Source organism: Nocardia crassostreae (assembly GCF_001613405.1).
GTDB classification, from domain to species: Bacteria; Actinomycetota; Actinomycetes; order Mycobacteriales; family Mycobacteriaceae; genus Nocardia; species Nocardia crassostreae.
In genome coordinates, this window is record NZ_BDCH01000001.1 from 43,491 (window position 1) to 63,203 (window position 19,713).

General features: G+C 70.4%; 6 protein-coding genes and 4 pseudogenes. 4 read left to right on the forward strand and 6 right to left on the reverse strand.

Going from position 1 to position 19,713, the window contains the following annotated elements; all coding sequences use genetic code 11:
• Nucleotides 1-8: 8 nt before the first annotated feature.
• The 5 genes and pseudogenes from NC4_RS44330 to ctaD form a co-directional block, all read right to left on the reverse strand.
• Nucleotides 9-371 (reverse strand): annotated as a pseudogene (locus tag NC4_RS44330) (thioesterase domain-containing protein); the annotation flags it as partial.
• Between the two features lie 32 nt (nucleotides 372-403).
• Nucleotides 404-7,933 (reverse strand): annotated as a pseudogene (locus tag NC4_RS42045) (amino acid adenylation domain-containing protein); the annotation flags it as partial.
• A gap of 142 nt (nucleotides 7,934-8,075) precedes the next feature.
• Nucleotides 8,076-11,624, reverse strand: a pseudogene (locus NC4_RS38565) (amino acid adenylation domain-containing protein); the annotation flags it as partial.
• Nucleotides 11,600-13,039, reverse strand: a complete 1,440-nt coding sequence (locus tag NC4_RS00215) for a condensation domain-containing protein (RefSeq protein ID WP_067530961.1) — start codon at nucleotides 13,037-13,039, stop codon at nucleotides 11,600-11,602. The pseudogene NC4_RS38565 and the gene NC4_RS00215, both read right to left, overlap by 25 nt.
• A 208-nt stretch (nucleotides 13,040-13,247) precedes the next feature.
• Complete coding sequence (ctaD, locus tag NC4_RS00220) at nucleotides 13,248-14,984, reverse strand: aa3-type cytochrome oxidase subunit I (protein ID WP_067531087.1); 1,737 nt, start codon at nucleotides 14,982-14,984, stop codon at nucleotides 13,248-13,250.
• A gap of 203 nt (nucleotides 14,985-15,187) precedes the next feature.
• On the opposite strand from ctaD, the gene NC4_RS00225 reads away from it, so the two are divergent.
• Nucleotides 15,188-15,583 carry a hypothetical protein gene (locus NC4_RS00225; protein ID WP_067530963.1) on the forward strand — a complete coding sequence of 132 codons (396 nt, stop codon included), beginning with the start codon at nucleotides 15,188-15,190 and terminating at the stop codon, nucleotides 15,581-15,583.
• A gap of 43 nt (nucleotides 15,584-15,626) precedes the next feature.
• Here the strand turns inward: NC4_RS00225 and NC4_RS00230 are convergent, their stop codons facing one another.
• On the reverse strand, nucleotides 15,627-16,478 hold the full coding sequence (locus NC4_RS00230; protein ID WP_067530965.1) for an LLM class flavin-dependent oxidoreductase: 852 nt from the start codon (nucleotides 16,476-16,478) through the stop codon (nucleotides 15,627-15,629).
• A 161-nt stretch (nucleotides 16,479-16,639) separates the two neighbouring features.
• Between NC4_RS00230 and NC4_RS45020 the strand changes: the two are divergent.
• From NC4_RS45020 to NC4_RS00250, 3 genes and pseudogenes are all read left to right on the forward strand, one after another.
• Nucleotides 16,640-17,395 (forward strand): annotated as a pseudogene (locus NC4_RS45020) (HalD/BesD family halogenase).
• Between the two features lie 70 nt (nucleotides 17,396-17,465).
• On the forward strand, nucleotides 17,466-18,818 hold the full coding sequence (locus tag NC4_RS00245; RefSeq protein WP_067530971.1) for a WS/DGAT/MGAT family O-acyltransferase: 1,353 nt from the start codon (nucleotides 17,466-17,468) through the stop codon (nucleotides 18,816-18,818).
• A 134-nt stretch (nucleotides 18,819-18,952) separates the two neighbouring features.
• Nucleotides 18,953-19,624 (forward strand): RluA family pseudouridine synthase, encoded by a 672-nt coding sequence (locus tag NC4_RS00250; RefSeq protein ID WP_369690655.1) that lies wholly within the window; start codon nucleotides 18,953-18,955, stop codon nucleotides 19,622-19,624.
• Nucleotides 19,625-19,713: the final 89 nt, after the last annotated feature.

The window sequence follows — 19,713 nt, forward strand, 5'->3', positions numbered from 1 at the left end:
GCGGATTCGAAGACGCCGTCCGCGGGCGCGGAATCCATGAGGGCCAGCAGGCACACCTGGGCGCCCTGATCCTGCAGCCGCACCGCCACCTCGTGGACAATGCGGCCGCCCAGCGACCAGCCCAGCAGGCGGTACGGTCCGGACGGCTGCACGCGGCGGATCTCGCGCACATACCGTTCGGCGTAGTCGGCGAGCGAATCCGGTGCGGGCTCCGCGCGAACCACCCCCGGATCCTGGAGCCCGTACAGCGAGATCTTCGGATCGAGATGGGTGAGCAGACCCGCGTAGGGCCAGGCCAGCCCGCCGCGGGGTTCACGCAGAACAGCGCCGCGGCGGAGGCGCGCCGCAGCGGCAGCAGCACCGCGAAGGATTCGTCGGCATCGCCATCGCCCAGTCGGGCCGCCAGTCCGGCGACGGTCGGGGCCTCGAACAGATCCCGCAGTGCGATACCGCCGTCGAGCCGGGCCAGCACCCGGGCGGCGCTGAGCGAATTGCCGCCGAGGGCGAAGAAGTCATCGTCGAGTCCGGCGCATTCGAGGTCCAGAACGTGTGCGAAGGCCGCGGCGACGGCGTGCTCGGCGGGTGTCGTCGGCGGGCGGTACTGCCGCTGCGGGACGGGCGGCGGCGGTAGCGCGGCCCGGTCCACCTTGCCGTTCACCAGCAGCGGCAGTTCGTCGAGCACGGCGATCGCGGGCACCAGGTAGTCCGGAAGCCGTTGCGCGGCAGCGGCTGTCACCGCCTCCGCGGTGAGCCGGTGCTCCGGATGCGGCACCACGTACGCGGCCAGGGCCGCCTCCGGCCCCGCGCCGGTGCGGACCGCGACCGCGTGCGCCACACCGGGAGCCGCCGCCACCGCGGCCTCGATCTCACCGAGTTCCACGCGCATACCGCGCACCTTCACCTGGAGATCGGCACGGCCGTGCCAGGCGAGTTCGCCGCGCGCGGTCCAGGCGACGAGATCGCCCGTGCGGTAGAGCCTTTCACCGGCGGCGCCGAAGGGGTCCGCGATGAACCGGGCGCCCGTGAGACCGGGGCGGCCGAGGTAGCCGCGCGCCAGTCCGGCGCCGCCGAGGTACAGCTCACCGATGGCCCCGACCGGCACCGGCCGCAAGCCGTGGTCGAGAACGTAGTAGCGGAACCCGACCCCGGGCCCGCCGAGGGTGACGGCCCGGCCGCCGTCGAGCGGACCGCTCATACCGGTGACGGCCGTGGCCTCGGTGGGGCCGTAGGCGTTCAGCAGCCGCCGATCCCGTCCCCAGGCGGCGGCCACGCCCGGCGGGCAGGCTTCGCCGCCGGTGATCAGCACCGCGAGATCGGGCAGTCCGATCGGTTCGGTGCCCGCCAGTACGGCGGGCGTCACGAAGGCGTGCGTGACGCGCTCGTCGCGCAGGAGCCGAGCGAGCGCTGGGCCCGCGAACACGTCGGCGGGCGCGACCACCAGGGTGGCGGCGGCGCGCGCGGCCAGCACGAGTTCCCAGACCGAGGCATCGAAACTCGGTGCGGTCACGCACAGAACGCGCGAATCCTGCTCCGCGCCGATGCACCGTGCCTGGGCGGCAGCCATATTCGCCAAGCCCGCGTGGGTCACCACGACCGCTTTGGGTCGGCCGGTGGACCCGGAGGTGTGAATTACGTACGCCGCATTGCCGATTCGCCCCCCGCGCGCCGAATCGGCGGGCTGGAGCGCGCCGTCGGATTCGGCGAGCGTCCCATCGGCGTCGAGTTGGAGAACCTCACCGTCCTGCGCGGCGAAGGCCGGATACTCGTGCGGGGCCGTCAGGATGACCCGGCTCGCGGCCCCGCTGATCATGTCCGCGATCCGGGCCGCCGGAAGTCCCGGGTCGACCGGCATGAAGGCGGCGCCGGATTCGGCGACCGCCCAGCAAGCCACCACCCACGGCAGCGACCGCGACATGCCCAGTGTCACCACGTCTTCCGGGCCGATGCCGCGCGCCGTCAGCTGCCGCGCCAGCCGCCCGGCCCGCTCGGCCAGTTCACGGTAGGTGAGGGCGAGCTCGCCGCAGCGCACGGCCGCGGCGCCGAGTGCGCGGCGCACCGCGGCGGCCAGGAGATCGGGCAGTACGGCGGCGGGCGCGGATCCGGTGGCATTCCAGTCGTGGACGAGTTGCCGGTATTCCCGGTCGTCCAGGATTCCGATGCGCGCCGTCGGCGCTTCCGGGTCGGCGGCGACTCGGTGCAGGACGCGCAGGTAGCGGTCGGCCACCTGCTCGATGGTGTCGTGGTCGAACAGCTCGGCGGCGTACCGGAGGGTGAGCATCAGACCTGAATCACCGCGGCCGACAATGAATTCGAGGTCGAAGCGGACCGTCGGATCGGTCACGGTGATCGGTTCGGCGCGCAGACCGGGCAGGTCGAGGCGCACCGGGTCCAGGTTCTCCACCGACAGCATGACCTGGAACAGCGGGTGCACGGCGCGCGAGCGCGGCGGATCGAGGGCGCGCACCACCTGTTCAAAGGGCAGTTCGGCGTGCGCGAAAGCCTCCAGATCGATATCGCGCACGCGCCGCAGCAGAGCGGAGACCGGTTCGGCGGCAACAGTGTTCACGCGCAGCGCCAGGGTATTGACGAACATGCCGACGAGATCGTCGAGCGCCGCCTCGCCGCGTCCCGCCACCGGGGTGCCGATGGCGATATCCGTGCTGCCCGACCAGGCCGACAACAGCAGCGCCAAGCCGGTGTGCAGGATCATGAACAGCGACACGTCGTGTTCGCGTTCCACCTCGCCCAGGCGGCGCAGGGTGGCCTCGGGGATCGCGTGCGAGCAGGTGGCCCCGCGATGCGTGGCGACCGCCGGGCGCGCATGATCCAGCGGCAGACCGATATCACCGGACAGCCCGGCGAGTGCCGTTGTCCAGTAGTCGATGTGACGCCGATGCTCCGAGTCGGGATCGGCGGCGGAGCCCAGGACCGCGCGCTGCCAGAGCGTGTAGTCGGCGTACTGCACCCGGGGCTGCGGCCGGTCCGGCAGCGCGCCCGAGCGGGCGGCCGTGTACGCCTCGCTCACCTCGCGCGCGAGAATTCCCAGCGAGAAGCCGTCCGCATTCGCGTGGTGCACGGTGAGGGCCAGCAGCCATTCCCGATCCGGATAGCGGGCGTCGCCCACGGCGAACAATCCGATCCGAATGGGCGCCTCGGATCGGAGATCGAAGGGGGCCGTACAGAATTCGCCGAGCAGTTCCGGTAGCTGCGCGGCGGCCACCGTCACCGTCGCGAACGATTCCGGGAAGACCTGGTCGACCGGAAGCACGCGCTGACACGGCTCGCCGCCCGATTCGGGATAGCAGGTGCGCAGCGCCTCGTGCCGGGCCAGCACCCAGCGCAGCGCGGCGGTCATGGCCGCCACGTCGAGCGGGCCGTCCAGCCGCACCACCAGCGGAATGTGATAGGCCGGGGATTCCGGATCGAGCCGGTGCAGCAGCCACAGCCGCTGCTGGGCGAAGGACAGCGGGATGGCGTCCGGGCGCGTGAGGGCCACCAGCGACGGCCGGGCCGGAGCGGCCGCCGCGCCGACGCGCGTGGCCAATTCCGCCACCGTGGGCGCGTCGAAGATCTCCCGCACCCGGACCCGCGTGCCCAGCGCCGCGCCCAGTCGCGCCGCCACCCGGGTGGCGCTGAGGGAATTGCCGCCGAGCCGGAAGAAGTCATCGTCCGCGCCGACCTCATCCACCTCGAGCACCTCCGCGTACACCCGCGCCACCAGCAGTTCGGCGGGGGTCCGCGGGGTCCGGAAGAGTTCGGTCGCGACGGCGGGCAATGCGGCCCGGTCCACCTTGCCGTGCGCGTTCACCGGGAGCCGCTCGCACAGGACGACGGCCGAGGGCACCATATGGCCGGGCAGCCGCGCGGCCACGGCCGCGCGAATATCGGCGACATCCGGATCGGCCCCCGGTTCGGCGGTCACATAGGCGACCAGACGGTGCGCGGCCGGACTGTCCTCGCGCATCATGGCCACGGCCTGTGCGACGCCCGGGACCGCCACGACGGCGGCCTCGATCTCACCGAGTTCGATGCGCATACCGCGCAGCTGCACCTGGGAATCGGTGCGGCGCACGAACTCCAGCGCACCATCCGCCCGCCACCGGACCAGATCGCCGGTGCGATACATGCGCCCGCCCGCCGCCCGCCCGAACAGATCGGGCAGGAAGCGCGCGGCGGTCGCCGCGGGCCGGGCGTGATAGCCGCGGGCGACGCCCGGACCGGCCACATACAGCTCGCCGGGAATGCCGACCGGCGCCGGATCGAGGCGCTCGTCGAGCACATAACAACGCACGCCGATACCGGGACCGCCGAAATCGACCGGCCGCCCGGCGGCATACGGGGCGCTGACATTCGAGATGATGGTGATCTCGGTCGGGCCGTAGGCGATCAGCAGGGTGCACCCGGCCGACCAGCGGGCCGCCACGGCCGCGGCGACCACCTCACCTCCGGTCACCAGCACGCGCAGCGCGGAACCCGCGGGCGGGGAGGCGAGTTCGGCGGGATCCAGGCCCGACAGCACGGCCGGGGTGATGAAGGCGTGCATGATCCGTTGCCGCCGCAGCAGATCCATCAGATCCGGGCCGCCGTAGACGTCCGGATCCGCGATCACGAGGGCCGCCCCGGCCCCGGCCGCCAGCAGCAGCTCCCACAGCGACGCGTCGAAACCCGGTGAGGCCAGCTGCAGCACGCGCGAATCACGTTCCACCGCACAGTGTTCCGCCTGCGCCGCCACCACGTTCGCCAAACCCGCATGGGTGACCGTGACGCCCTTGGGCACACCGGTGGAACCGGAGGTGAAGAGCAGATAGGCCGCATCCAGGATCCGCAGCGGGCGGACCCGCACCGCATCGGTCACCGCCGCGGCGGTCGTGCCCGCGAGTTCGGCCGCCAGGTCCGGATCGTCGAGCGAGCACCAATTCGACCGGGTGTCGGGGAATTCGGGTAGCCGATCGAGCAGGCCGTCGACGGTGAGCCCGAAGCAGGCGCGCGCATCGGAGAGCATGTGCGCGAGCCGCTGCGGCGGATGGCTCGGATCCAGCGGCAGGTAGGCCGCGCCGGTCTTGGTCACCGCCCACAGCGCGACCACCCACTCCACCGAACGCCGCAGCGCCAGCGCGACCACCCGATCCGGTCCGATGCCGCGCCGGATCAGCCAGTGCGCCAGTCGATTCGACTGCTCGTCCAGTTCCCGGTAGGTGAGGGTGTGACCGTGGAACGCCACGGCGTCCGCCTCCGGGTCGAGCACCGCGGCCCGCGCGAGGATCTCCGGCAGGGTGCGCGCGGGCGCGCCGCCGGTCGTGTTCCAGCCGTGCAGGAGATCGGCGCGCTCGCCCGGTGTCATGACGTCCCCGGCGCGGACCGGCCGCGCCGGATCGGCGGCCACCTGGCCGAGGACCAGGTCGAAGCGCCGCAGCAGCGCGGCGGCGGTCTCCGGATCGAACAGCGCGGTGTCGTAGCGCAGCGCCACCGCGAGACCCGAATCCGCCTCGGTGACTTCGAATTCCAGATCGAAGCGCACGGTGCGGACCGGGCCCGGCAGCGGTTCGACGCGAATGCCGGGCAGCCGCAACTCGGCCGGTCCGAAGTTACGGAAGGCCAGGCCCACCTGGAACAGCGGATGACGGCCGCCGCTGCGCGGCAGCCCGAGCGCCTCGACAATCCGTTCGAAGGGCGTCCCGGCATGCGCGAGGGCATCCACATCGGTGGCGCGGACCCGCTCCAGCAGGGTCGCGACGGATTCCTCCGGATCGATGGTCACCCGCAGCGGCACGGTATTGACGAACATGCCCACCAGCTCGTCCAGCCCCGGCGCGTCGCGGCCCGCGGACGGGGTGCCGATGACCACGTCGCCGGTGCGGGACAGCTTGGCCAGCAATACGGCCAGCGCGGCGTGCACCACCATGAACAACGATGCCCGGCGCCGCCGGGCGAGATCGTGCAGCCCGGCCGTGCACTCCGGGGACAGGGTCAGCGCCACGCCCGCGCCGATATGCCGGGCCACCTCCGGGCGCGGCCGATCGAACGGCAGCGCCAGCTCGGCCGGTGCGCCCGCGAGCGTCCGGACCCAGTACGCCAGTTGCCGGTTCAGCTCGGAGTCCGGATCCTCCGGCGCGCCCAGCGCCGCCCGCTGCCGGAGCACATGGTCGGCGTAGCGCAGCGGCGGTGCGGGCCAGTCCGGTGCGCGACCGGCGGTCCGTGCGGCATAGGCCGCGGCCAGATCGCGGGTGAGCGGGCCCAGCGAGGCGCCGTCCGCATTGATGTGGTGCACCACCATGGCCAGCGCCCACTCCGCCTGCCGCGTCCCGCCGTCGGCCGCCTCGACGGCGTACAGCCGCACCCGCATGGGCGGTGCGGCGGCGAGGTCGAAGGGTTCGGACTCGAAGTCGGCGAGCGCGCGCTCGAGGCGGTCCGCGGGAATCCGGCGGATCTCCAGCGCGCCGGTATCCGACTGTGTCACCGCCTGATACGGCTCACCGTCGTGTTCCGGGAAACAGGTGCGCAGCGCCTCGTGGCGGCCCACCACATCGGTCACGGCCGCCGCCAGCGCCGCCACATCCAGGGCGCCGCCCAGGCGCGCGGCCAGCAGAATGTGATAGGCGCGGCCGGAACCGGCGCGATCGAGCAGCCACATGCCGTGCTGTGCGGGCGAGAGCGGAATCCGCCACGGCCGGGCGGCCGCGACCGGTTCCGCCGCGCGCGGGAGCGCCGGGGCGGCGGACAGGCGTTCGGACAGCAGCCAGGAGAGCCCGGCCACGGTCGGCTCGTCGAACAGATCCCGGAGCCGTACGACCGCACCGAGATCCGCCGCGAGCTCGCCGGGCAGTTCGACGGCGGCGGCGAGTTCGGCGCGCAGCTGCGCCACGGCGCGGGTGGCGCTGAGCGAATTGCCGCCGAGACCGAAGAAGTCGTCCGCCGCACCCACCTCGGCGCGGTCGAGGACCTGCGCGAAGGCGCGGGCCACCAGTCGCTCCATGGCGGTGCCCGGCATCCGGGCCTCGGCGCTGGCGCGAATGGCGGGCGGGGGCAGGGCCTCTCGATCCACCTTGCCGCTGAGCGTGAGCGGGAAGTGCTCGAGCACCGTGACGGCGGCCGGGACGTACGGGCCGGGCAGCCGCCGCGCCACGGCGGTGCGCACCGCGATCGGATCCACGGACCGGCCCGGTGCGGGCGCGACGTACGCGACCAGATCGTCCCCGGTCGCCGCGCCGCCGGGCCACCGCACCACGACCGCGTCCGCCACCTCCGGCAGTGCGGTCAGCGCCGCCTCGATCTCCCCCGGCTCGATGCGTACACCCCGCACCTTCACCTGGAAATCATTGCGGCCGTGGAAATCCAGTTCCCCGTAACCGCGCCAGGAGCCGAGATCGCCGGTGCGGTACATGCGCGCACCGGGCGCACCGAACGGATCGGGGACGAATCGCGCGCCGGTGAAACCCGGGCGGCGCAGATAGCCGCGGGCCAGACCCGGCCCGGCCACGTACACCTCGCCGATCACGCCGGGCGGCACCGGTCGCAGGCGGCGATCCAGCACATGGCAGCGGGCGCCGACGATCGGACCGCCGATGGAGACGGCGCCGTCGGCCGCCGATATCCGCACCGGACGGGTGAGGGTGGCGCACATGGTCGCCTCGGCCGGACCGTACACATTGACGAAAGACCGTCCGGCCGACCATATTCCGGCCGACTCCGGCGGACAGGACTCCCTCGCCGCGGCCAGCAGCCGCAGGTGCGGCAGGCGCTCCGGCGCGGACAGCGTGGCCAGCACGCGCGGGGTCAGCAGGGCGTGCGTGATCCGCTCGCGCACCAGCAGCTCCCGCAGTTCCGCACCCGCGTACACCGCGGGCGGCGCGACCACCAGCGCCGCCCCGGAGGCCAAGGCCAGCAATAGTTCCCAGAGGGAGGCGTCGAAACCGGGCGAGGCCACCGCGAGCACCCGGGCGTCCGGATCGGCATCGCAGCGCTAGGCCTGGGTCACCACCACATTCGCCAGACCGGCGTGGGTCACGGTGACGCCCTTGGGCGCTCCGGTCGAGCCGGAGGTGTAGACGACATAGGCCGGATGCTGCAGCCGCAGCGGCCGGGACGCCCGGATCGATCGGCAGGTACGCCGCACCGGAGTGCGCCACCGCGCACACCGCGATCACCCATTCCAGGGAGCGGGGAAGGCCCACCGCCACCACGTCCTCGGGTCCCGCGCCCAGCGCGATGAGCCGGTGCGCCAGCCGATGGGCGCGCTCACCCAGCTCTCGATAGGTGAGCGTGTCACCCTCGCAGACGACGGCCGTGGCCTCCGGATCGTAGGCGGCGGCCCGGGTCAGCAGTTGCGGCAGCGTGAGCGGGACCGCCTGGCTGGTGTCGTTCCATTCGCGCAGCAGCCGCAGCTCGTCCACGGCCAGCAGGTCCAGCTCGCCGACCCGCACGCGCGGATCCCGGCCGATCTGCTCGAGTATCCGAACCAGGCGCTGCACGAGAGCCTCTGTTCCGGCCCGGTCGAACAGATCGGCGGCGTAATGGACGGCCAGTGACATTCCGGAAGCCGTCTCCGCACACGCGAATTCGAGATCGAACTTGGCGAAGGGCAGCGGAATCTCGACGGGATGCACGCGCAGACCGGGCAATTCGAAGGCGGCCCGATCCGAGTTCCGGAACGACAGCATGACCTGGAAGAGCGGATGCCGGAACCGCTCGCGGGGCGGATCGAGCAGCTCGACAATGTGCTCGAACGGGGCCTCGTCGTGGGCGAACGCGCCGAGATCGGTATCGCGCACGCGCGTCAGCAGTTCGGTGAACGATTCGGACCCATCCACGTCCACGCGCAGTACCAGGGTGTTGACGAACATCCCGATGAGGTCCTCGAGGCGGGCGTCCCCGCGCCCGGCCACCGGGGTGCCCACCGCGATATCGCGGCCGCCGGAGACCGCCGCCAGCAGGGCCGCCAGCGCCGCGTGCACCACCATGAACAGCGTCGCGCCATTCCGGCGCGCCACATCCTGCAATCGCCAGACGGTTTCGGCGGGCACGCTCGCCTGCACCCGCTCGGCGCGCCCGGAAGCGCTCGCCGGGCGCGGACGGTGCGGCGGCAGCCCCGATTCGATCGGCAACCCGGACAACATGTCCGACCAGTAGGCGAGCTGCCGGGACAGCAGCGAGTCCGGATCCGATTCCGCGCCGAGCACCGCGCGCTGCCACAGCGCGTAATCGGCGTACTGCACCGGCAAGGGCGGCCAGTCGGGCGCCGCGCTCCGCATGCGGGCCTGATAAGCCAGGGCGAGATCACGGGCGAAGGGCCAGAGCGAGTATCCATCGGCGATCGCGTGATGAACCAGGACCGCCAGCAGGTGGTGATCGGCTGCGGCGGACCCCGACACCGCGAACAGCCGCACCCGCACCGGCGGGCGCGCGGCCAGATCGAAACCGGCGGAACCAAATTCCGCCAGCAGCCCCGCCAGCAGGTCGGCGCACACCGGCTCCGCGACCAGTCCGGAGATCACCTCCTCGGCGGCCCACACGCGCTGGCGGATCACGCCGTCCAGCTCCGGAAACGACGTACGCAACACCTCGTGCCGCACCACCACATCGGTCAGTGCCGCCGTCAGCGCCACGATGTCGACCGCACCGGTCAACCGCAATCCCAGCAGCATGTTGTACTGCGCGGATGCCTGATCCAGCTGGTTGATGAACCAGAGACGCTGCTGCGCAAAGGATGCCGGAGCGGAACCCGCACCCGACCGCGGCTCCGGCCGCCCCCGGCCCGGCAGCGAAGCGCGCGCGCTCACCCGCTCGGCGAACGCCCCGACCGTGCCGGTCTCGAACAGATCCCGCACCCCGGCATCCACCCCGAGCGCGGCGCTCACCTGCGCCGCCACCGACGTCGCGGAGAGCGAATCACCCCCCAGCGCGAAGAAGTCGTCGTCGAGCCCGACTCGGCGTCCACCAATCGTGCGGCCCAGCTCACCGGACACCGCGAGAGCGCTACCGACCGCGAACCCACGACCTCGTCGCCCGGACCAACGCCCCGCCACCGCCGTCGCGGCACGCTCACCGCCGGAATCCATTGCACCCGCTGGGCCGCCGCCGGTATGGATCCCGGTCAAGTTCGCATCCGATGTCCTCGACCCGAGCACGCGGGCGAAGACTTCGGCCACCACCTGCTCGGCCTCGGTGACCGGTGCGCGATACCTGGGCGTGACGGGCAGGGGCGCGGGCAGGGCGCGGCGGTCGACTTTGCCGTTGGGGGTGACCGGGAAGCGGTCGAGCAGCACGACGGTCGGCACCATGTGGCCTGGGAGCCGCTGTGCCGCAGTGTATTCCAGTTCGCGGGTGGTGAGCAGGCAACCGGGCTCGGGAGCGGCGTAGGCGACGATTCGCGGCGAGGTCGCGGAATGCTCACGGGCCGGATCGTGCGGTCCGCCGCGGATGACGGCCACCACCTGGGCGACGCCCGGATAGTCGGCGAGGACCGTTTCGATCTCGCCGAGCTCGATGCGCTGGCCGCGGACCTTGACCTGACGGTCGGCGCGGCCGTGGAACTCCAGTTCGCCCTCGGCGTTCCGGGTGACGAGATCGCCGGTGCGGTGCAGGCGCTCGCCGGGGCCGCCGAAGGGGTCGGCGATGAATCGTGTCGCGGCGACGCCCGGTTGGCCGAGATAGCCGCGGGCCAGGGCGGGGCCGCCGATATACAGCTCGCCACGCACGCCCGGCGGGACGGGGCGCAGCCATGGGTCGAGGACGTACCCGCGGATGCCGGGCACGGGTGCGCCGAGGACGGCGGGACGGTCGGGGGCAAGGTGGCCGAGGTGGGTGGCGATGGTGGTCTCGGTGGGGCCGTACACGTTCAGGAGGGTGCGGCCGGGGGCCCAGGAGGCGGCCACCGCGTGCGGGCAGGGTTCGCCGCCGGTCGAGAGGTGGTGCAGCTCATCGAGTCCGGTGGGATCGGTACTCGCCAGCACGGCGGGCGTGAGGAAGGCGTGTGTCACCTGCTCCCAGCGCAGCAGGTCGGCCAGCCGGGGGCCCGCGTAGGCATCGCCGCCCGCGACCACCAGGGTCGCGCCGCCGGTGGCGGCGGCCAGCAGTTCCCAGAGCGAGGCGTCGAAACCGGTTGCCGCCGCGCAGAGCACCCGGTCACCCGGTGCGGTGGGCATCCGCTCCGATTGCGCCGCGAGCAGATCGGCCAGACCGGCATGGGTGACCATGACGCCCTTGGGCATTCCGGTGGAACCCGAGGTGTGGATGACGTAGGCCGGGTGCCGGGCACGCAGCGGGCGGGTGCGGTCGGCGTCGGTGAGGGCGGCGGCATCGACGTGGGCGAGCAGGCGTTCGGTGGCGTCCAGCTCCAGCCAATCCCGCCCGGCGCGCACCGGCTCGGGCAATACGGTTGCGGCCGTGGTGATTCCGAAGCGCACCCCGGCCTTCCCCAGCATCTCCGCCAGCCGCTCACCGGGATGACCCGGATCGACCGGCAGATACGCGGCACCGGATTTGGCCACGCCCCAGACCGCCACCACCCATTCGGCGGAGCGGCCCATGGGCACGGCCACCACATCCTCCGGGCCGATACCGTGCCCGCACAGCGTGCGCGCCAATCGATTCGACAGCGAATCTAGCTGAGCGCGGCATCCCCACACACCACGGCCTGCGCACCGGGATCACGGGCGGCCGCGGCGGCGAGCAGATCCGGCAGCAGCACTGGATCGCCCGGCCCGGCGCGGTGCGGGGTGCGCACGGCGAGTTCGTGTTCCGCCGGTGTCAGCAAGCTGATGCGGCCGATCGGTTCGTCCAGATCGGCGGCGATCACGGTGCGCAGGAACAAGAGGAACCGGTGCAGTTGCTCGTCGACGGTCCGCTGACCGTGGCGCTGTGGATTGGCCAGCAGATCGACCGACAATCCCGCCTCGGTGCCCGCGCGATACAGATTGAAATGCAGATCGGCCACCGAACCCGAAGCGAGAATGCGGTACTCGCCGATCGCCTTGCCGAAACGGCTGGTGCGATCGAAGAACATGAGATTCACGCTCGGCCCCAGCGCCTGATCCGCGCCCACGCCCAGATCCCGGCGCAACTCCTCGAATCGGTAGCGCTGATGCCGCAGCCCGCCGGTGATATCGCGGGCGGCGGCCGCGATGAGCTCGCGCAGCGTCACCGCGCCCCCGCAGCGCAACCGGACGGGCAGCACATTCGCGAGCATGCCGCCGGACTTCTTCAGCACCGCGGTGGTTCGCGCCGAGGCGGCCAACTGCACCAGGGGTTCGGCCTCGCCGGTCATGCCCGCCCGGAACGCACAGATGACCGCCACCAGGACCTGCGCCGGGCTGACGGCGCATGCGGCGGCGCGGCGTTCCAGCGCGGCCCAGTCCTCGGCCGCGAGCGCACCGGCGGCGCGCAGGGCGGTCGGCAGCGCGCCGGTACGGCGCGGGTGGTGCGCACCGGGCGCGGGGATCGGAGTGGTCCAGTCCGAGAAGCGTTCCCGCCAGTAGGCGCGATCGGCGAGGAAGCGGGCGGAGGCCCGGTACTCGGCGTCGGCGGCCTGGATCTCGGCCGGGGAGAGCCCGCCGAAGACCGATGGCTCGATACCGCCGAGCAGGGCCTCGTACCACTGGCCAATGCGCGCGATGAGGCTCAGGCCGCCGTAGCCGTCGATGGCCACATGGTGCATCTGCGCGTACCAGATGTGCCGGTCCGGCCCGAGCCGCAGCAGCGCCGCCGCCCACAGGGGGGCGTCGAGCAGTTCGATGGGCACCCGGTGCCGCCGGTCCATCCAATCCAGCGCGGCCCGTTGGGGATCGGGCCGGTCGGCCAGGTCGACGCGTTCCAGGGCGCCGCCGATATCGGGCGCCATCCACTGATACGGGCGGCCGTCGGCCTGGCCGATGCGCAGCCGCCCGACGCCGAACTCCTCGAAGGCGCGATGTGCGGCGGTATCGAACAGCTCCGCATCCAATTCGCCGTGTAGTTCCAGGTAATGCGCTTGTCCGGGTAATGCGCGCGGACGGAGTCCGGCTCCGTCCCCCGCTCCGATATCGTCCGCGAGCCACAATTCCATTTGGGCGCGGGACAATTCGAACGGTACGGCGTCGCAAACGTCAGGCGAATCGGCGAGCATTGTCCCTCCCGAAGTCCGGACCTGCGGAATACGCCGGACAGTACCGCACTGTTGCTGAAAGTCTGCTGGGGCACAGCGACATCCATGTGAAAATACAAAATCCGGCGGCTGTCCTTGTGACAGCCGCCGGATTCCGGTGAACCGAAAGCTAGCTGGAGACCGTTTCCGACTCCTCGATCCGATGCGACTTGGAGCCCCAGCCGACATGGGCCTCGGCGCGCATGCGCTCGACCATGTGCGGATAGTGCAATTCGAATGCCGGGCGCTCGGAACGGATCTGGGGCAATTCGTAGAAGTTGTGCCGCGGCGGCGGGCAGGAGGTGGCCCATTCGAGGGAGTTGCCGTAACCCCACGGATCGTCCACGGTCACGACCTCGCCGTAGCGGTAGGACTTGAAGACGTTCCACACGAACGGCAGCATGGACGCGCCGAGAATGAAGGCGCCGATGGTGGAAATGGTGTTCAGCGCAGTGAATCCGTCCATTTCCAGGTAATCCGCGTATCGGCGCGGCATGCCCTCGTTACCCAGCCAGTGCTGCACCAGGAACGTGGTGTGGAAGCCCACGAAGGTGGCCCAGAAGTGCCACTTGCCCATGCGCTCGTCCATCATGCGGCCGGTCATCTTGGGGAACCAGAAGTAGATGCCCGCGAAGGTGGCGAACACGATGGTGCCGAAGAGCACGTAGTGGAAATGCGCCACCACGAAATAGCTGTCGGACACATGGAAGTCCAGCGGCGGGCTGGCCAGGATCACGCCGGACAGGCCACCGAAGAGGAAGGTCACCAGGAACCCGACCGACCACAGCATGGGTGATTCGAAGGTCAGCTGGCCGCGCCACATGGTGCCGATCCAGTTGAAGAACTTCACACCGGTTGGGACCGCGATGAGGAAGGTCATGAACGAGAAGAACGGCAGCAGCACCGCGCCGGTGGCGTACATGTGGTGCGCCCACACCGCGATCGACAGCGCCGCGATACCCAGGGTCGCGTAGACCAGGGTGGTGTAACCGAAGATCGGCTTACGGCTGAACACCGGGTAGATCTCGGAGACGATGCCGAAGAACGGCAGCGCGATGATGTACACCTCGGGATGGCCGAAGTACCAGAACAAATGCTGGTAGAGCAGGGTGCCGCCATTGGCGGGATCGTAGATGTGCCCGCCCAGGTGCCGGTCGTAGGCGATGCCGAACAGCGCCGCGGTCAGGATCGGGAAGGCCAGCAGCACGAGCACCGAGGTCACCATGATGTTCCAGGTGAAGATGGGCATGCGGAACAGGGTCATGCCCGGGCAGCGCAGGCAGATGACCGTGGTGATCATATTGACGCCGCCCAGGATGGTGCCCAGACCGGAGACGGCCAGACCCAGAATCCAGAGGTCGGCGCCCACGCCGGGCGCGTGCACCATATCGGTGAGCGGGCTGTAGGCGGTCCAGCCGAAGTCGGCCGCACCGCCGGGGGTGATGAATCCGGCGGTCGCCATGGTGCCGCCGAACAAATAGAGCCAGTAGCTGAAGGCGTTCAATCGCGGGAAGGCCACATCGGGCGCGCCGATCTGCAAGGGCAGCACGATGTTCGCGAAACCGAACAGAATGGCCGTCGCATAGAACAGCAGCATGATGGTGCCGTGCATGGTGAACAACTGGTTGAACTGTTCCGTGGACAGGAACTGCATACCCGGGCGCGCCAGTTCGGCGCGCATGAGCAGCGCCATCAATCCGCCGATCATGAAGAACGAAATGGCGGTGCACAGGTACATGACGCCCAGGACCTTGGGGTCGGTCGTCGTGACGCATTTGTAGATGAACGAACCCTTGGGGCCCAGCCGCGGCGGATAGGGCCGAGTCGGCTCCAATCCCGATTGCGGCTTGGGAGCTACGGCAGTCACCACATCCTCCTCGAGATCCGTCCGCAGCTTGGACTATCGGCTCCGGAACCCACGATGAACGGCGCTCAGCGTACTCACAGCAATTCGATTCTGGCAGAGAACACTCCGACCGGACAGTCAGGACACCCTTTTCCGCACATCACCTGGGCGACTCGCCACCCGGCATCACGAAATCCTCACGACCGACCCGGCACCATCGAGGTATGAGCAGATCGCTGCGCACCCGGATCAGCACCGCCGTCGTGGTCGGCGCGCTCGGCGCCCTGCTGGCCACCGGCGCGGCCCTCGCCCAGCACGAACCGCGCGCGGTCATCCACGGCCGCCACGCGCTCACCGCCTCGGTCACCGGCGAGAAGCCCGGTAACCGCTGCCAGCTGGCGGGCAAGAGCGTCAGCGGACCGTGGGAGACCGTCGCGGCGGACGGCACCGTGCGGCTCACGCTCGACGCGGGCGGGGGCAAGGACGTGCACGTGCTCTGCGAGGATCCGGCGCGGGGCGATAGTTCGGTGCATATCGTGCGCGCCGAGCGCACGCCCCATTCGGGTGCGCCGTCGCCCATCCGGCAGATCCTCGACAGCCCGCTGCTGGGCCGGGGCTGAGTCTCCTTTATATGTCGAGCCCCCTTTAAATCGGGCGCGCCGATCAGGCGACGCGGGCCGCCGCGACGGCGGCCCGCACCGCGGGGGCGGTCTCGACCGCGAAACGCTGTGTCTCCCATTCGTCGTCCGGGGCGACCTGGAGCAGGAATTCGCTGATGCCGTGGGCCAGGGCGATCTCGGTGAGCTGATCCGCCGTCATGGCCGGTTCGATCACATAGGCGCGGCGGATGAGGGCCGGGACGCGCCCGGCCGCACGGGCGCCGGTATCGATGGCGGCCATGAGCGCGGCCAGCGAATCCGGCGGGGCGTAGGCGAATCCGCCGAGCCAGCCGTCGGCCAGCTCACCGGTCATGGCCAGGGCGCGCGGGCCGTAGACGCCGAGCCAGATGGCGATCGGATGGGACGGGCGCGGCCCGGGTTTCGCACCGCGCAGGGCGTAGAACTCACCGTCCAGGTACGGCCGCTCCTCCGCACTCCACAGTGCCCGGATGACGGCGATGCCCTCGCGCAGCGCCCGCAGCGCCTGTCCCGGCGTACGGCGCTCGCCGCCCATGGCGTCGATGGCATCCCAGAACGCGCCCGCGCCCAGACCCAGTTCGACCCGGCCGCCGCTGAGCAGATCCAGGCTGGCGGCGCTGCGGCTCAGCACGGCGGGCGGGCGCAGCGGCAGATTCGCGACGGCGGGCATGAGGGTGAGGTTGCGGGTCACGGCCGCCACATAGGACAGCAGGGTCCAGGTGTCGAGGAAGGCGGGCTGATACGGGTGATCCTGGACGGCGAGGACCTCCAGGCCCTGTTCGTCGGCATGGCGCACCAGCCGCAGCAGCGACCGGCCGCGCGCCGCCTCGGGCGGAACGAAGATCCCGAACCTCAGCTCATGTCCGTAATCGCCCATAGCGAATCCCAAGCTACTCCCGCCGGAAGGGGGCGGGCCGCCAAGCCCCCTATCTCGGCGAGTCCTTTCCGACACGCAGATCACGGCAATCGTCCCCGATCGTGATCAAGTGGGAATCTGAATCCAAGGTCGTTGCCGGGCAACGGATTACAATCGAGGAGGTGCAGCAACACAGCACGCTCGACAATGCACGCAAGCATTTGCTCCGGATCGACCCGGAGGCGCTGCTCCACGCCCGCGACCGACTGACCGAGAGCGGGATAGCCCGGCTCGGTTTCCTGCTGCCGCACCAGGTCAAACGCAGCCTCGCCGCCGAGGCGCTGGCTCTGCTGGACCGGTATCAGGAATTGGGCGCCAAACTGCCCGGGAACGAGCCCTCCCGGCACGGAATCGATGTCGAGCAACAGGAAGTCGACGCGCACGGCCAGTTCATTCCGCAGCTCTACGACTGTGAATCCTTGCGGCACAGGCTATCCGTCATTGCGGCCGAGGACGTTTTGCCCCGACCGGGTCCGCGCCGCTACGGCGTCACCCGTCTGCACCACGATGATCGACCGAGCGAATAGCATTGGGGCGACTACTCTTTCATGCTTGCCCTGGTCGTGGAATACCCGTCGCTGGAGGAGGGCGACTTCGTCCAGACCGTGGCGCACACCCGCCGCGATTGGGACCACTCCGATATCCATCGCACCCTCATCCGCAATCCGATCCGCTCCTGGGAACTGCACCCCGGCGACCTCTATCTGATTCGCGCCGACACCACCCTGCACCGCGTGCACCCCTTCACCCACGGCCGCCGCACCATCGTGACCATGTCCTTCGCCTCGACAGCGGATCTGCGGCGCGAGCAATCCGCGAGCAGACACGGTGCGGGTTTACCGGGCCGTGTTCGGGTTATGACGAATCAAGCACAGTGATAACCTGATTCACCGTTAACACACGGGGGCAGTGTCGCCATACCGTTTTCTCCCGGTTAGGCGAAAACCGATGGACCTTCTGAATCCACTCGACGCGATCTTCTTGGCCTTCGAATCCCGCGAACATCCCATGCACGTGGGCGGACTCCAGCTGTTCGAACCGCCCGCCGACGCGGGTCCAGACTTCGCCCGCGACCTGTTCGCGGACATGGTCGCCGCGGGCGAGGTGCGCACCCGCTTCCGCAGGCGCCCCAGCCGCATGCTGGGCGGCTTCTCCAGTCTGACCTGGTCCCATGCCGATTCCGTCGATCTCGACTACCACCTGCGGCGCTGCGCCCTGCCCACGCCCGGCGGCATGGCCGATCTATTGGATCTGACCGAGCGCCTGCACGGCACGCTGCTGGACCGGCACCGGCCGCTGTGGGAGGGGCGACTCATCGAGGGCCTCGACGACGGGCGCTTCGCCGTCTACATCAAGATGCACCACGCGCTCATCGACGGCGTCTCCGCCATGCGGCTCATGCAGCGCACGCTCACCGACGATCCGTTCGACACCCGCGTCCGGGTGCCGTGGGGCGCGCCCCCGGTGCCGCGCGACGGCGATGCGCAGAACCCCTGGCAGCAACTACGAAAGGCGCTGCCGCGCATGCTGCGCAGCGCCGGATCGATCGCCGAGCCATTGCGCGGCGCGCTGGACGGGCGGCTCACCATGCCCATGACCGCGCCCAAGACCATCCTCAATACCTCCATCGGCGGGGCGCGGCGAATCGCGGTGCGGTCCTGGCCGACCGAGCGCATCAATGCCATCCGGTACGCCACCGGCGCGACCGTCAACGATGTGGTGCTGGCCATGAGCGCGGCGGCGCTGCGGTCGTATCTGCTGGAACACCGGGCGCTGCCGGACGATCCGCTGATCGCCATGGTGCCGGTGAATATTCGCAGCATTGCCGAGGCCGATACCGCCGAGGGCAATATGGTGGCCGCCTGCCTGGCGAATCTGGCGACCCACCTGGATGATCCGCTGGCGCGGCTGCGGTCCATCAGCGCCTCCATGCGCGAGACCAAACAGGTCTTCACCCAGCTGCCCAAGCTGGAGGCCATGGCCCTGTCGGCGCTGCTCATGACGCCGCTCGGGGTTTCGCTGCTGCCGGGCTTCGAGGCGCTGCCGCGCATGCCGTTCAATCTGGTGATCTCGAATGTGCCCGGGCCGCGCAAGCCGGTGTACATGCGGGGCGCGCGGCTGGACGCCAACTATCCGCTCTCGATTCCGTTCGAATCCCAGGCCATGAACATCACGCTCGCCACCAATGGCGACAATCTCGACTTCGGACTGGTGGGCTGCCGCCGCAGTGTGCCGGATCTGGACCGTTTCCCGGATCTGCTGGAGGCGGGCCTGACCGAGTTGGAACGGGCCACCGCCTGATCTCTACCCTGGGCGAGTGCATACGCGTTGGCCCGAACTGCGGAAACAGTGCCTGCTCGCCGAGGACGAGGCGGTGCTGGCGCTGAACAAACCCCCCCGGTATCTCGGTCACCGGCGAGCGCCACGACACCGATATCGTCGAGCTCGCCGCGGCCGCCGGGGAGACGCTGTACCCGGTGCATCGCATCGACAAGGTGACCTCCGGACTGGTGCTGCTGGCCAAACAGCTGCCCGCGCACGGGCAGCTCACCCGGCAGTTCAACAAGCGCACGGCCGAGAAGGCGTATCTGGCCATCGTCGAATCGGCCGGGCTGCCCGAGCGCGGGGTCATCGAACTGCCGCTGAGCGTGGGCCGCAAGAACCGGGTGCGGATCGCCGCGCCGCGCGAGGCCATCCGGCGGGTGGGCGATACCTGGCGGGTGGACGAGCACGACCTGCTGGCGGGCAAGAACTATCCGTCGATCACCGAATTCGCGACGGTCGCGAGCATCGCCACCCACACCGTGCTGGCGCTGCGCCCGGTCACCGGGCGGCGGCATCAGATTCGCGTGCACCTGGCCTGGATCGGGCACGCCATCACCGGCGACCCGCTGTTCGACAAGTCCGGTGCGCACGAGCGCACCCATCTGCATTCGTGGCGGCTGCGGCTGGACGCGCCGTGGCGTGATCCGGCGGTACTGGAACTGGAAGCCGAACCGGGCGCGGATTTCTGGAAGGTGGGCGGCGCACCCGTTTCCGCCGATCCGAAGCAACTATTGAGCATTGCCGCCGCGCTCATGACGCAGGGCACACCCACCGGCATTTGATGTGAAAACGCTATATTCGGTGGCGAGTCTCACCGAGACCGTATCCGGGCAGGTCATCTAGCCTGAAAAGGTGGCCGCTCGCGGTCCGC